This window comes from Nocardioides sp. NBC_00850, assembly GCF_045207335.1.
In the GTDB taxonomy this organism is placed as follows: Bacteria; Actinomycetota; Actinomycetes; order Propionibacteriales; family Nocardioidaceae; genus Nocardioides.
Genome location: NZ_CP108845.1, coordinates 4851240 through 4863801 on the forward strand (window position 1 = coordinate 4851240; position 12562 = coordinate 4863801).

General features: G+C 70.0%; 8 protein-coding genes and 1 pseudogene. 3 read left to right on the plus strand and 6 right to left on the minus strand.

The window, feature by feature from the left end:
• Positions 1-56: 56 nt before the first annotated feature.
• Positions 57-2108, minus strand: a pseudogene (locus OH802_RS23555) (alpha-(1->3)-arabinofuranosyltransferase family protein); the annotation flags it as partial.
• Positions 2075-2872 carry a class I SAM-dependent methyltransferase gene (locus OH802_RS23560; RefSeq protein ID WP_355018317.1) on the minus strand — a complete coding sequence of 266 codons (798 nt, stop codon included), beginning with the start codon at positions 2870-2872 and terminating at the stop codon, positions 2075-2077. The gene OH802_RS23560 and the pseudogene OH802_RS23555, both read right to left, overlap by 34 nt.
• A gap of 134 nt (positions 2873-3006) precedes the next feature.
• Between OH802_RS23560 and OH802_RS23565 the strand changes: the two genes are divergently transcribed.
• On the plus strand, positions 3007-4164 hold the full coding sequence (locus OH802_RS23565; protein ID WP_406022651.1) for a glycosyltransferase family 4 protein: 1158 nt from the start codon (positions 3007-3009) through the stop codon (positions 4162-4164).
• Positions 4165-4249: 85 nt separating this feature from the next.
• On the opposite strand, the gene OH802_RS23570 is transcribed toward OH802_RS23565, so the two are convergent.
• On the minus strand, positions 4250-4405 hold the full coding sequence (locus tag OH802_RS23570; RefSeq protein WP_160024268.1) for a hypothetical protein: 156 nt from the start codon (positions 4403-4405) through the stop codon (positions 4250-4252).
• Between the two features lie 20 nt (positions 4406-4425).
• Positions 4426-6132 (minus strand): hypothetical protein, encoded by a 1707-nt coding sequence (locus OH802_RS23575; protein WP_406022653.1) that lies wholly within the window; start codon positions 6130-6132, stop codon positions 4426-4428.
• 171 nt (positions 6133-6303) lie between these two features.
• On the opposite strand from OH802_RS23575, the gene OH802_RS23580 reads away from it, so the two are divergent.
• The gene (locus OH802_RS23580) at positions 6304-7545 is read left to right on the plus strand and encodes a lipopolysaccharide biosynthesis protein (RefSeq protein WP_406029387.1); all 1242 of its coding nucleotides are present in this window, start codon (positions 6304-6306) and stop codon (positions 7543-7545) included.
• A gap of 151 nt (positions 7546-7696) precedes the next feature.
• Here the strand turns inward: OH802_RS23580 and polA are convergent, their stop codons facing one another.
• Entirely contained in the window at positions 7697-10384 is a 2688-nt protein-coding gene (polA, locus tag OH802_RS23585) for a DNA polymerase I (protein WP_406022655.1), read from the minus strand.
• A 102-nt stretch (positions 10385-10486) separates the two neighbouring features.
• Here polA and OH802_RS23590 point away from each other — a divergent pair, with 102 nt between their 5' ends.
• Complete coding sequence (locus tag OH802_RS23590; protein ID WP_406022657.1) at positions 10487-10957, plus strand: hotdog fold thioesterase; 471 nt, start codon at positions 10487-10489, stop codon at positions 10955-10957.
• A 62-nt stretch (positions 10958-11019) separates the two neighbouring features.
• Here OH802_RS23590 and OH802_RS23595 read toward each other — a convergent pair whose 3' ends face one another.
• Positions 11020-12264, minus strand: coding sequence for an ABC transporter substrate-binding protein (locus tag OH802_RS23595; RefSeq protein ID WP_406022659.1), 1245 nt, complete (start codon positions 12262-12264; stop codon positions 11020-11022).
• Positions 12265-12562: the final 298 nt, after the last annotated feature.

Below are 12562 nucleotides of genomic sequence, written 5' to 3' on the forward strand. Positions count from 1 at the left end.
TCGACGCCCTCCTCGGCGGTGCGGGTAGCGGAGGAGTTGGCGCGGACCCCGGAGAAGAGGGTCGTACGCCGCCGCTGGCCGTCGGTCAGGATGACATCGGCCCTCTCCTCGGAGCCGTCGGCGGCCGACCGGGTGTCGTCGGCGGTCAGCACCGCCGGTGCCCCGCTGGCGGGCTCGCCGGGGTCGCCCATCACGGTCGTCTTCGCCGGGATCAGGGTGCCGTCGGAGGTGGCGTCGTCGACCTCGTAGATCTCGATCGGGGGATACTCCCCGGCCAGTCCCCCGTCGACGAGGACGCGGGTGCCCTTCTCGCGGTGGTAGGTGGTGTTGCCGAACTCGGTGCCGAAGCTCGCCTCCCGGGTCAGCCCGGGCGACTGGGCGAGGGTGGCGTGAACCAGCGAGGGCGGCGGGGCACCGGTGGTGCCCCAGTGCAGGTCGTTGCGTACCAGCAGCCGCGTGACGCCGGCCTTGGCCAGCATCGGCGCGAGATCCGCGCTGGGGGTGCCGCGCTCGATCTCCTCGGTGACCCGGTCGAGCCAGACGACGTTGCCGGGCTCGGCCAGCGGCACCACGCCGCGTACGGCCCAGCGGGAGTCGGCGTAGGGCTGCAGGACCTCGTCGTGGGTGCTGCCCCACAGGTAGTCGCCGAACCGGGCGGCCGGGACCACGAGCGTCACGCCGCCGTCGTCGTTCTCGGAGAGATAGTCGGCGGCGTCGGTCCAGAAGGCCGGGACGTTCTCGATCGACCCGGGCGGCGGCACCTGGCCGCGCACCCAGGGCACCGCCAGGCCGGCCAACGCGGCCACCACGGCGATGACGAACACCGTCCTGAGCCACTGCGCGGCCTTCGTGGCCGTCCCGGAGGCTCGCGCCAGCTCGGCGCGGAAGAGGATGGTCTCGACGGTGAGCACGACCCCGGCGGCGAGCCCGAGGCGGAGCACCGCGTCGTACTTGTGGCTGTTGCGCACCGCGGCCAGGGCGCCGTCGACGAGGTCCTGACGGGCCTCGGCTCCCCAGCCCGCCAGCGCACCGGTGTAGCCGATCCCGACCAGGACGGCCCCGGCCAGCACGCAGCCGATCAGGAACCGGGACTCGGGGTGGCGACGCGCGCGGCCGACCCCGGCCAGCCCGGCCAGTCCGATCGCAACGACAGCGGCCGCGTCGAGAACCAGGAAGGGCGTGGCGTGCAGGCTCTGTCCGGCCGGGTAGTAGAGCGGGTCCGCGTACGCCACCCAGTCGGAGGTGCCGAGCAGCGTCGGCAGCAGGCCCGTGGTCGAGGAGGTCACCGCGGCGGTCTCGATGTAGTCGAGGAAGGGCGGGATGTAGCGGCCCTGGAGCACCAGCGGGATCGTCCACCACAGGGTGGCGAGGATGGTGAACACGCCCCACAGCACCAGTGCGGCGAACCGCCGGGCACCGGTCCTGGTCAGCAGGAAGACCACACCCGGGACGATCACCGCCGAGACCGCGGTCGCGTTGACCCCGCCCGCGCAGGCGACCGCGAGGGCGGCCACGGCACACCAGCGCACCAGGTCCTTCGTCGTGGTGGTGCCGCTGGCCCGGATGACCGCGAGCAGCACCCACGGCGCGATCGCGGTCGGCCACAGCTCGGCCGAGTTGGCGCCGAGGATGGTCATCACGCGTGGCGTCAGGACGTACGCGGCGGCACCCGCGACCTGCGCCCACGGCCGCCCCAGCTGCAGCTCGCGGGCCACCGCAAGGACACCGAGGAAGGCCAGGTTGAGCAGCAGCGCCCACCACAGCCGCTGGATCACCCAGTCCGGAAGCTGCGCCAGCTGGCCCAGCCCGTAGAAGGGACCCATCGGCCACACGTAGCCGATCGCCTGGTTCTGGACCTGGCCGAAGGCGCCCTGGGCGTCCCACATGTTCAGCGCCCGGGCCAGGAAGGTCCACGGGTCGGCGCTGAGGTCGAACTTGGTGTCCGCGACGATCCGGCCCGGGGCCTGGGTGAACGTGATCGCGGTCAGGATCGCGACGTACGCCGTGATCCTCAGCTTTGAAGTGGCCGAAGCGGAGCCCGAGGCAGTGGGTATGGCGCTGGGTCGGTCCGGGGTCACGTCTTGCGCAGCACGAGCAGGAGGTTCCATGAGAGCACCTCCCTCACCACCGGGACCCGCATCAGCCACGCCGCCCACGCCGGGTGGTAGCGCGGAACCGCAGCCAGGATCTCGGCGTTGCCCGCCCGGCGCTGGGCGCGCGCCCAGCGCAGCCCGGCGGAGGCGGTCGCTGCGTACATCGACTCGCCGAACTTGTTCTTGGGCTCGTGGCCGTGCTTGCGCAGGTAGCGGCGGCGCGCGTACCGGCCGCCGAGCAGGTGCCACGGGCTGGTCTCGTGGCCGCCCCAGGGGCCCCACCACAGCGTGTAGGAGCAGAAGACGACGCCGCCGGGCCTGGTGACCCGGAGCATCTCGTCGAGCATGGCTGTCGGTGTCGGGACGTGCTCGAGCACGTTGGAGGAGTAGCAGGCGTCGACCGAGCCGGTGCGGACCGGCAGCCGCATCCCGTCGCCCAGCATGCTGCCCTCGGCGACGATCCCGGCGCCCTGCATCTCACCGGCGTCGGCGTCGAGCGCGAGGTAGGTCGCGCCGGCCCTCATGAAGGCGTCGCGGAAGTAGCCCGGGCCGCCGCCTACGTCGAGCAGGACGGTGCCCTGAAGCGTCTCGCCGTCGGTGTAGTGCGCGAGCTGGCCGACCGAGTCTGCCGCCAGCGCGGTGTAGAAGCGCGCGGGATCGGTCTGCTCCACGCGGAAGTCGCTGAAGAGGCGTACGGAGCGCCGCAGCGTCGCCCGCCAGCCGCTGCCGACCGGGGCGTCGATCTGGTCCCCGCTCCGGGGGTCGAGGAGGTTCGGCACGGCGGGAACCCTAACCGAATTACCCCAACGGGTGTGCATTTGGTCACGAAGTGTCCTACTCTCCGGTAACTGCGTGACCCCTGGGGAGGGAGCGCTCAGTGCGGGGAAACTGCGAGTCAGGGGAGAACTGAGTTTTGCGCGCCAACGAGGGAGCGCAGCTGGAGGGTCGCCATGTGGCGGTCTTCAGCTGGCGCGATACGGACAACCCTGAAGCCGGTGGAGCCGAGCACTATCTCCACCAGATCACCGCCGGACTGGTGGGCGCGGGAGCACGGGTCACCGTGTTCACCGCCGCCTATCCGGGCGCGCGTTCCCGCGAGGAGCGCGACGGCATCCGCTACGTACGCCGCGGCGGCAAGCTCAGCATCTACCTGTGGGGCGTGCTGCTGCTGGCGCTGGGCCGGCTGGGCCCGATCGGCCGCGTCGACGCGGTCATCGACGTGCAGAACGGGCTGCCGTTCTTCTGCCCGCTCGGCACCAGGGCGCCGGTCACGGTGCTCGTCCACCACGTCCACCGCGAGCAGTGGCCGGTGGTCTATCCCGGGCTGTCCGGACGGATCGGCTGGTGGGTCGAGTCGTGGCTCGCCCCGCGGCTCTACCGCCACAAGCAGTACGTCGCGGTCTCCCGCGCCACCCGGGCCGAGCTGGCCACGCTCGGCGTCGACCCCGCCCGGGTCGCGGTCGTGCATAACGGCGCCGCGCCGGCGCTGAGCGACCGGCCGTCGAAGACCGAGCACCCCTCCATCTGTGTCGTCGGGCGGCTCGTGCCGCACAAGCGGGTCGAGCTCGCCGTCGACGCGGCGGTGGCGCTGCGGGCGTCCTACCCGGACCTGAGGCTGAGCATCGTGGGCGGCGGCTGGTGGGCCGACGAGCTGGCTGCGTACGTCTCGCGGGTGGGGGCCGGCGACTTCGTCGAGATGCTGGGGCATGTCGACGAGGAGACCAAGGAGTCGGTCTACGAGCGGTCCTGGCTGATGGCGCTGCCGTCGCTGAAGGAGGGCTGGGGCCTGGTCGTCACCGAGGCCGCCCAGCACGGCACCCCGACCGTCGCCTTCCGCGACGCGGGCGGGACGACCGAGTCGATCGACGACGGCGAGTCCGGGGTGCTGGTCGACGACCAGGCCGGTTTCGTGGCCGCGCTCGACCACCTGCTCGGCGACGAGATCCGCCGCAAGGAGCTGGCCGAGGGTGCCCGATGGCACGCGCGCAAGCACACCTGGGAGCAGAGCCAGCTCAACTTCAACGCCGTGCTCGCCTCCGCGCTCCAGGGGCACGTGGTCAGCGCGGACTGAGGGCTCTGGATTGTCGTAGAGACTGTCGTAGAGATTGAGAAGAGGCCCGGCGGATCACCGCCGGGCCTCTTTCGCTTTGTCGAGCTCAGTCGTTGGTGCCGTACTGAACCGTCGACTCAGAGACGCTCGGAGGATTCTCGACGGTGTTGTCCGTGCTGCTGGTGACGACTCCGACGATGGTCGCTGCGGCGACTCCGCCGCCGACAAGAATGCTGGCGACGATGGCAATGATGTTGCCCATGGATATGTGACCTCCCTCTCCTAGCGGCGAACTTTAGCAGCCGGCCGGCGAACAATACTGATCAGTAGCAGAACTGTTGATGTTGTGGCTCCGAGCCAGGCCAGGCCGTACGCCACCCACGCGACGATCACCGCCGTCAGGGTCACCGGGCCGATGGCGTACGCGGCCGGCGGGGTCGCCTCCCCCGGCAGCCGCTGCAGGAACAGGTCGCCGCTGTCATGGACCGTCTCGCCCGCTATCTGTGGCGCGTCTCCAGCGGTGCGGTCGGTGATGACGTACCCGATTCCGAGGCGGCTCAACTCGGCCGCCCGCGCCTCGGGGTCCGGTGCGGCGAGGGCCTCGGCGGCGGCGGCGGTTGCGCGCGGGTCCTCCCCCTCGACCTCGGTCTGGCCGATGACGAGGTCGCCGTTGGTCACGCTCGCCCTGGGCAGCATCCTCGGCAGCGGATCGAGGACGGGACGATGTTCGTTCCACGCCGATGCTCGGTAGGCGGACCAGGGCAGGACGAGTACGTCGCCAGGTGCCGTCTCCTCGGCCAGCGCCGCGCCGGCTCGCTGCCATGACGTCGGGTAGTCGGCCGTGCCGATGCCGCCGGCGAGACCCCAGGCGGCGTCGGGCAGGACGGCGATCGGGGCGAGGGCGAAGGCGATGGCAGCGGCCCATCGGGGTGCGGTCCCGCGAAGCCGGTCGCGCAGCGCGTCGACCCCGGCCGCGACGGTCAGGACGAGCAGCGGCAGGCACAACGGAAGCAGGCGGCTGCTGTCCCGCATCAGTGCGAGACCGGGAATGTCCTGGGCGAGGTCGTCGAGGGCTTCGGGCGCCGCCCAGCCGGCGACGGCGATCGCCATCCCGGCCACCCACAGCCCCAGGATCGCGGTCCGTTGGCTGTCGGAGACCCACCACCGCCGGAGTCCTGCACCGATCAGCGCCACCAGGAGCGCGAGGGCCACCCAGGCCGGCCAGCTCTCACGGCTCGCGGGGACGACCGAGGTGTTCCAGATCCCGCCGAGAGTCAGGGCTGCCAGCGGGGCGGGCAGGGCGTCGCCGCGCAGCGCGAAGACCTCGAACCCGGTCGCCGACGCCGCCTCCCCCGCGTGGGCCAGGCCGGCGATCACCCAGGGAGCGTTGACCGCGGCGACCATCGCGAGCAGCAGCACCGGTCGCCGGCCCCGGCGCAGCCCGGTCGCGAGCAGTACGGCGGCCGACACGATCCCCGCACTGGCGCTCAGGCTCCCGATGAGCAGGACCGGGAGCAGCCACACCGGGCCGCGCTCGGCACGGCCGGCCTCAGCCGCGGCCCAACGGCGGCCGGCCAGCACCAGCCAGGGCACCGCGGCATAGGTCAGCAGCATCGGCCAGTGCCCCATCCACAGCCGCTCGGCGACGTACGCGCTCCACACGGTCAGGCTCACCACCGCCAGCCGCGCGGCGAGCGAGCGCTCCCGCACCAGCTCCGCGGCACCCGCCCCGGCGAGCACGAGCGCTCCCACCAGCACGAGCTTCTGCAGCAAGAGGCCCGGCACGACCTCGTCCAGCACCGCGATCACGGCGTCCGACGGCACCGCCCGCGGCAGCCCCGACCCGAGCCCGAGCACATCCCGGGTCAGCGCGAGATCCGGCACCCACACCATGTCGTAGCTGAGCACGAACCCCGCCCCCAGCGCCGGCCCCAGCATCAACACCGCCAGCACACCCGCCCACAAGGTCGGGGCCGCCCGTTCGATCACGCGGCAACCCTAAGCCCTTCCCAGGCCCGCCCCGCCGAGAAGTCACCCCGGTCGCGCGAGACGTCAGTTATGTCGGACGAGACGTCAGTTGTGGCGATCGAGTTCCGGTCCTGGGCGGATGCCGGTGCCGGCATGTGACCCGCCGCACCCTAGGCTTTCCAAGTGCCTACGATGACCGACAGCCCGACCAGCGCCCGCCGGCGCAGGCTGTCCGCGCTCATCCGAAGCAGCGGCTTCCTCGCCGTCTGCATCATGGTCACCAACATCGCGACGTACGGCTTCCAGATCATCGCCGCCCGGATCCTCGGCCCCGGACAGTACGGCGGCGTCGCGTCGATGATGTCGCTGCTCCTCGTGGTCGGCGTGGTCCAGCTCGGCATGCAGGCGACGGCGTCGCGGCGGGTGACCGAGACGCCCGGCCAGGAGCGCGTGATCGAGCAGACTGTGCTGCGAGCGACCTACCGCGCGGCCATCGTCGTCGGGATCGTCATGCTCGCCGCCTCGCCGCTGGTGTCGCGGGTGCTGCGGCTCGACTCGATCTATCCCGCTCTGCTGGTCGCGGTGTGTGCCGTACCGCTGACGATCATGGGTGGTCAGGCCGGGGTGCTGCAGGGCGAGCGCCGTTGGCTGGCCCTGGCGATGGTCTACCTGGCTCTCGGTATCCCCCGCGTCATCGTCACCACCGCCGCGATGTGGATCCGCCCCACCGAGGGCGCAGCCATGGCCGGCGTCGCGCTGGCCCAGTTCGCACCGGCGATCGTCGGCTGGTGGGTGCTGCGACGTCGCGCCGACAGCGACGCGAGGCCGGGACCGGTGAAGCCCGTCGTCGTCGAGATGCTCCATGGCTCGTTCGCGCTGCTCGGCTTCTTCGCACTCTCCAATGTGGACATCCTGATCGCGCGCAACGTGCTCACCGACCACGTCTCCGGCCTGTACGCAGGTGGCCTGATCCTCACCAAGGCGGTGCTGTTCCTACCGCAGTTCGTGGTGATCATCGCCTTCCCGTCGATGTCGGCCGAGGCCAGCCGCCGCTCCGCACTGGTCAAGTCGCTCGCGCTCGTCGGCGGTCTCGGCGCGTGCGCGATCGCCGGATCATGGCTGCTGTCGTGGCTCGCGATGATCTTCATCGGCGGCCCCGACTACGCCGAGATCGAGGGACTTCTCTGGGTCTTCGCGATCCTCGGCATGGTGCTGTCCGTGCTCCAGCTGCTCGTCTACTCGGTCCTGGCCCGGCGCAGCCGGCTCTCGGCGTACCTTCTCTGGATGGCCGTCGCCGCCGCCCTCGCCCTCGGCGCGATGCAGACCACCGTCGAAGGTCTCGTCTGGGCAGTCCTCAGCGTCGATGCCATCCTCGCCGCCGTCCTCCTCGCAGTCACCTTCTGGCGCCTCAGTCAGACCCCTCACCGCTCCTGACCCGCCGAGGCGTCACCCCCGCCGGCCGAGACGGCAGGTACGTCGGCCGAGATGGCAGTTGTGGGCGACGAAAGTGCAGTTTCGTCGCCCACAACTGCCATCTCGACCTACCGAACTGACGTCTCGGACGACCTACGTGACGCCTCGGCGATCAGTGGGCGGCTTCGTGCCAGGACAGGCCGGTGCCGACAGAGACGTCGAGGGGGACGTTGAGGTCGGCGGCGGAGCCCATCTGCTCGCGTACGAGCGACTCCAACGCCTCCCGCTCCCCCGGGGCGACCTCGAAGACGAGCTCGTCGTGGACCTGGAGGAGCATCCGGGAAGAGAGGCCGGCCTCGTCGATCGCGGCCTGGACCCGGAGCATGGCGACCTTGATCAGGTCGGCGGCCGAGCCCTGGATGGGGGCGTTGAGCGCCATCCGCTCGGCGGTCTCGCGCCGCTGACGGTTGTCCGAGAGCAGGTCGGGCAGGTAGCGGCGGCGGCCCATGATCGTCTCGGTGTAGCCCGTACGCCGCGCCTCCTCGACCAGGCTGCGCAGGTAGTCGCGGATGCCACCGAAGGTCTCGAAGTATTCCTCCATCAACCCGCGCGCCTCGCTCGGCTCGATCCCGAGCTGCTGGGAGAGCCCGAAGGCGGACAGGCCGTAGGCGAGGCCGTAGTTCATCGCCTTGATCTTGGCCCGCTGCTCCACGGAGACCGCGTCGGGGTCGACGCCGAAGACCCGCGCGGCGGTGATCGAGTGGAAGTCGCGTCCGGAGCGGAACGCCTCGATGAGCAGCTCGTCCTCGGACAGATGCGCCATGATCCGCATCTCGATCTGGCTGTAGTCGGCGGTCATCAACGACTCGAACCCCGAGCCGACCACGAACCCCTTGCGGATCCCGCGACCCTCCTCGGTGCGTACGGGGATGTTCTGCAGGTTGGGCTCGGTCGACGAGAGCCGTCCGGTGGCCGCGATGGTCTGGTTGAAGGTGGTGTGGATCCGGCCGTCGTCCTGCACGGTCTTCAGCAGGCCCTCGATGGTGACCCGCAGCCGGGTGACATCGCGGTGGCGCAGCAGGGCGAGGAGGAACGGGTGCTCGGTCTTGACGTAGAGCTGCTGCAGCGCGTCGGCGTCGGTGGTCCAGCCGGTCTTGGTGCGCTTCGTCTTCGGCATGTCGAGCTCGTCAAAGAGCACCACCTGCAGCTGCTTGGGCGAGCCGAGGTTGATCTCCTTGCCGATCACGCCGTAGGCGTCGTCGGCAGCCTGCTTCATCTGGCCGGCGAAGTGCCGCTCCAGAGCATCGAGGTGCTCAGCGTCGACCGCGATGCCGGTCTTCTCCATCCGCGCCAGCAGATGCAGCAGCGGAAGCTCCACCTCGGAGAGCAGCCGGTGTCCACCCGCGGCCTCGACCGCCGAGTCGAGCTCGACAGCGAGGTCGATCACGGCCCGGGCGAAGAGCATCGAGGTCCTCGCCACCCCGTCGCCACCGACCTCGTCATCGCCGAAGAGCGACTCCTGGCCGCCGTCGTCCTCCTGCTTGAGCTCCCGCTTGAGGTAGCGCAGCGTCAGGTCGGCGAGGTCGTAGGAGCGCTGGTCGGGCGCCACGATGTAGGCCGACAGCGCCGTGTCGGTCACCAGCCCGCCCAGGGTCCAGCCGTGGGCGTCGATCGCCAGCTCGGGACCCTTGGCGTCGTGCATGATCTTCGGCTTCGTGGCGTCCGCGAGCCAGCCGGCCAGCGCGGCGTCGTCCTCGGGGGTGAGCCCCTCCACCCCCACGTACGCAGCCCGCTCCTGCGTCGCGAAGCCGAACCCGTCCACGCGGCCGGTGCCGGAGCCCCAGGTGCCGCGCACGTGCACGCCGACGGGCGTGACCCCGAGCTCGTCGAGGAAGGCCCCGACGGCACCAGCAGCCAGCGTCTCGCCCTCGAGCGCGAACCCGCTCTCGTCGACCGGGACGTCGTCCTCGGGGGCGAGCACGTCGGTGATCCGGGTGCGGATCTCGCCGCGGAACTCGAGCTCGTCGAGGAGCTCGAGCGCGGCTGCCCGGTCCCACTCGACCCGCCCGAAGTCCTGCGGGCCGACCTCGAGGTCAAGGTCGCGCACCAGGGCGTTGAGCCGCCGGTTGCGCATGACGTCGCCGAGGTGGGCGCGCAGGTTGTCGCCGGCCTTGCCCTTGATCTGGTCGGCGTGGGTGATGACGTTGTCGAGGCCGTCGTAGGTGTTGATCCACTTCGCGGCGGTCTTCGGACCGACGCCCGGGATGCCGGGCAGGTTGTCGGAGTCCTCCCCGACCAGCGCGGCGATCTCCGGATAGCGGTGCGGCGGGACCCCGTACTTCGCCTCGACGGCCTCCGGCGTCATCCGCGCCAGGTCGGAGACACCACGCATCGGATAGAGCACGGTCGAGGACTCGGTGACCAGCTGCAGCGAGTCGCGGTCACCGGTCAGGATCAGCACCTCCATCCCGGCCTCGAGCCCCTGGGTCACCAGGGTCGCGATGATGTCGTCGGCCTCGTACCCCGCGAGGGACAGGTGGCGGATGTGCAGCACGTCGAGAAGACGCTGGATCAGCGGCAGCTGGGATTTGAACTCGTCGGGGGTCTTGTTGCGCTTGGCCTTGTATTCGGAGTATTCCTCCAGCCGGAACGTCTGGCGCGACAGGTCGAAGGCGACCGCGACGTGGGTCGGGGTCTCGTCGCGCAGCACGTTGACCAGCATCGAGGTGAAGCCGTAGACGGCATTGGTGTTCTGCCCCGTGACGGTCGAGAAATTCTCCACCGGCAGGGCGAAGAAGGCCCGGTAGGCCAGCGAGTGCCCATCGAGAAGGAGCAGTCGGTCACGCGTCACGTCAGCCACGGTCCGACTCTATCCACGACCACCGACAACGGCGCGACCGCGGGTCGAGACCCGCGCGTCCCCCGTCCCCCGGCCTCGCGCGGCACATGCGACGATGCATCTATGACCGATGCATCGACCACCGACCAGTCCGTCGCGCAGACCGACAAGACCGCAGGCGAGACCTTCTTCGCCTCGCTCCCCCACGGCATGGGTGGCCTCAACGACAAGATGGGCGTCAAGATCCTGGAGATCTCGGCCGAGAAGGTCGTCGGCACCATGCCGGTCGAGGGCAACACCCAGCCGTACGGGCTGCTCCACGGCGGCGCCTCGGTCGCGCTCGCCGAGACGCTCGGCTCCACCGGCTCCGGCATGCACGCCGCGTCCTTGGGCAAGATCGCCGTCGGCGTCGACATCAACGCCACCCACCACCGGTCGGCGACCTCCGGCGTCGTCACCGGCACCGCGACAGCCATCCACCTCGGCCGCAGCTCGGCGGCGTACGAGGTCGTGATCACCGACGAGCGCGGCAAGCGGGTCTGCACCTCGCGGATCACCTGCTCGCTCATCGACGCCGACCGGATCTCGATGTAGGAACCAACGTAGAAGGGCCCCGGAGCGTTTCGCTCCGGGGCCCTTCACTGGGTGGATCTGGATCAGACCTCGCCAGCGATGTACTTGACGGGGGCGTAGGTCGCCTTGTCGTTGTACTGGTAGATACCGATGGACGCAGCCGTCGGGCTACCGGTCTCGCCGAGCTCGATCGGACCGGACTTGCCGTCGTAGTCGACGTCCTTGCCGTCCTCGATGAGCTTGACGCAGTCGGCGTACGTCTCGCACTTCTCGCCACCGGTGGTGATGTCGACGATCTCCTTGGCGATGGCCTCGCCCGCGTCGCTGTCGGCCTTCACCGCGGCCAGCGCCGAGACGATGGTCGCGTCGTAGGACTCGGCGGCGTAGGAGTAGTCGGCCAGCTTCGGGTCGACCTTCAGCAGCTGCTCCTTGAAGTCACCAGTGGTCTCGGCGCCCGGCAGGGTGCCCTTGACACCCTTGAGCTCGCCCTTGGTGAAGTCCTTGGAGTAGTCGGACAGGTTGCCGTCGACGAAGTACGTCGGCAGCTTGGCCGGACCGGCACCCGCGGCGATGAGCTGCGGGATGAGCTTCTTGGTCTCCTCGAAGGCGACCACGACGACCGCGTCGGCACCCGAGCCGGCGACCTCGTTGATCTGGGCGTCGAACGAGGTGGCGTCCTCGGAGTAGAACGCCGTGGTGGCGACCTTGGAGCCGGCCCCCTCGAGGTTGGCCTTGATCTCCTCAGCAAGCGTCTCGCCGTAGGCGTCCTGGCGGGCCAGGATCGCAACGTTGGTGCGCTTGTCCTCGAGCAGCAGGTTGGCCATGACAGCGCCCTGCAGGATGTCGGACGGAGCCGTGCGGAAGTAGAGGTCCGGCTTCGAGAAGTCGCCCTCGTCGAACTCGGTCGAGGTGTTGGCCGGGGAGAACATCACGGTGCCCGACGACATGATCTTGTCGATGACGGTCATCGACACGCCCGAGGACGCGGTGCCGACGATGACGTCGGACTTGGCGTCGATGAGCTTGTCGGCCTCGGTCGGAGCGATCGCGGAGGTGGTGTCACCGGAGTCCGCCACGACGGACGCGACGTCCTTGCCGAGCACACCGCCGGCGGCGTTGATGTCCTGGATCGCCAGGTCGGAACCGGCGAACTCGGGCGGGCCGAGGAACGCGAGGCTGCCGGTCTGCGGGAGAAGCTGCCCGATGGTCAGAGTGCCGTCGCCCTTGGCGGCGGGCGTCTTGTCCGGCTCCTCGGAAGCGGTCTCGCCGCCGCAGGCGGCGAGGGTGAAGCTGAGCGCCAAGGCGCCGGCGCCTGCGGTCAGCTTCATCCAGGTAGAGGATGATGAGTTCACTGCTTAGTCCCTCTTTCGTATGGGCTGGCCCGGCTCACGCCGGACCTTGCGGAGACACATTAGAGACGGTGGGAGGGCGAATCACCCGAGGGACCTGTCTTTTCACCAATCCGTTACATCTCCCCCATGGCATCATTGCCTGGGTTGCCGCCATCATCGGCTCCGTACTATCGGTGCCGTGGTGACCCATAATCACTCGGGAAACCCGATTCCGCCCAAGAACAGCCACGATCGTGGAGGAATTGTGATCATCTGTACGCACGGCACTCTCGGA

Bases quoted from the DNA above. Each gene is read 5' to 3' on its own strand.
- OH802_RS23570 (WP_160024268.1), bottom strand. From the start codon at position 4,405: ATGGGCAACATCATTGCCATCGTCGCCAGCATTCTTGTCGGCGGCGGA.
- OH802_RS23580 (WP_406029387.1), top strand. From the start codon at position 6,304: ATGACCGACAGCCCGACCAGCGCCCGCCGGCGCAGGCTGTCCGCGCTC.
- OH802_RS23590 (WP_406022657.1), top strand. From the start codon at position 10,487: ATGACCGATGCATCGACCACCGACCAGTCCGTCGCGCAGACCGACAAG.
- OH802_RS23595 (WP_406022659.1), bottom strand. From the start codon at position 12,264: ATGAAGCTGACCGCAGGCGCCGGCGCCTTGGCGCTCAGCTTCACCCTC.